Annotated in this window: 2 protein-coding genes; both read right to left on the bottom strand. The window is 47.5% G+C overall.

Annotated features, from left to right (window positions below; genetic code table 11):
* Window positions 1-70 precede the first annotated feature (70 nt).
* Entirely contained in the window at window positions 71-586 is a 516-nt protein-coding gene (locus GY843_RS08945; RefSeq protein ID WP_297308725.1) for a hypothetical protein, read from the bottom strand.
* A gap of 17 nt (window positions 587-603) precedes the next feature.
* The coding region (locus tag GY843_RS08940; RefSeq protein WP_297308723.1) for an RHS repeat-associated core domain-containing protein at window positions 604-1,782 on the bottom strand (1,179 nt) is incomplete at its 5' end.

Genomic DNA, 1,782 nt, shown 5'->3' with positions numbered 1-1,782 from the left:
GCCCCGGAAACGCTTTAAAGTGGTCTACAAGGGCAAAAAACGATCCGCTAGTACTGCCTGACGCCATTTTCTACTCACTTTTGCTGCTTTTCAGCGAACCGACCTCGGTTCGCTCTGTTGCGGTTGTCCAAACTCCAATAATCAACACAACTAGTGATAACCCGAATGATACCCAGAACAGAGACGATGAACCTAGTGATCCTATAATCGGAGCGTGTTGAAACCAAAGATGAAAAAGCGATGCAAATACCATTGACAGACCAAAGGCCACAGCCGCTAGTATGATCAAAAGGATGCTGGCTGGCAGCTTCCACCAACTCGACTGAGAGTTTCTTGCGATGAAACCAACCAACCAAGAGAAACCGATAAAAGCAAGTATGGTGGAGGAAAACAAGGGTAAGAACTCTTGCCAGGGATTGCTTGGTACACCAAGAATAAAATACTCATTTTTCAGAGCGCTAACAGCATCTTTCAAACGGTCTGATCTGATCAAAGTGAAAACCAACGTCAGAATAGGTAAGAGAGACAACATCAAGTGAACAGCCGAGTACTTGAGTTGTTTGCTAATGATGTTTAAGATAGTCATTTCGTGTTGCCTCCAGTTCAGTCTTTCATTGGATTACCAGCATAGTCAACTCTTTCTGGTCCACCTGTATAGCTGGTAATTTCAAGCTGACTGCCAATATATGAAGCCCAATACCAAGGTGTAGGTGGCGAACTGCTTACACCGAAAAGAGGTTTGGATAGAGTTTCGTTGAAATCATACGTATAATCACCTCTAACCAAAAAGATGGCAGCCAGACTATTGTCCACTAGGTTCTGTGTCCATTCATCAGAAATGCCATTACCATCCCATGCAACTCCCAATCCTTCATGCCAATCATAGATATCCAGTATTACAACATGGACTGCCAAATTTGTGTCTGTCTTTGTCGTCCACCATCCTTCGTGGCGATCTAGGTTTCCTGTTAATTCCACATCAGTACGAAACCCACCAAGGGCACCTGAGACATCCAACTCGTTCGTACCGAGTATGAATCCCACTACTGGATTTACTTGGGCATAGTTGGGTGTAAACCCACGAGCATAGACATCCGGGCCAATCGGTGTTTCTGTACAGGGGGTAAGACTGCTTATGTGTTTGCGAACATACCAAGTGGACAATTTATCGATAGACCTTTGTAAACGTCCTATTCCGAGTATATCGTCCTTGACAAAGCTTTCAGGTAGTTGCAGTTCTCCTCCTTGTCCACTTAGGAAGTGGCGAAAGTGTGCAGCAGTTTGTGGTAACTCGGTCTCAACATCGTCTGCGAAATCAGAATACCATTGTTTTGTGAATTCCAGGTCCCCTGCCTCCAAACGATCGCAGTTTTCTTCTGTGTATAGTCCGCTTGAGTCATTCCACCCAGATTGGCTGCAAAATCCTGAAGGATCAAGTTCATTAATGGGATCGTTTTTGGCATAGACATATTTGTGTAGGGTTTGAGGCTGGCTCCGTGAACCTAGCCACGGATCCTTTCGCGTAAACCTTCCCACCTGGACATCATACCACCGTGCTCGAAGATACTGCAAGTCTATACTGCCATCCAACCACTCCCCCGTATACCCCAAACCACCCCGCGCCGCCCCCACCTCCACCCCAAAAGGCGTCCACTCGCGACTGCCGCTCACCGCGCCCACATCATCCGTGGTCTGGCGGATGGAACCCAGCGCATCGGGCAGGTAGTAGCCCCACGCACCGTTCGCAGACTGTCCCAACGTGTCGTGGCCTACCAGGTACAG

Origin of the sequence: Neptuniibacter sp. (genome assembly GCF_024231755.1) — a bacterium.
Taxonomy (GTDB): domain Bacteria; phylum Pseudomonadota; class Gammaproteobacteria; order Pseudomonadales; family Balneatricaceae; genus Neptuniibacter.
Note: the sequence above shows the minus strand (reverse complement) of the source record. Positions and strands in the feature narration are given on the sequence as shown.

What these genes read in the sequence shown, in the direction of transcription:
- GY843_RS08945 (WP_297308725.1), bottom strand. Translation starts at nt 586, where the DNA reads ATGACTATCTTAAACATCATTAGCAAACAACTCAAGTACTCGGCTGTT.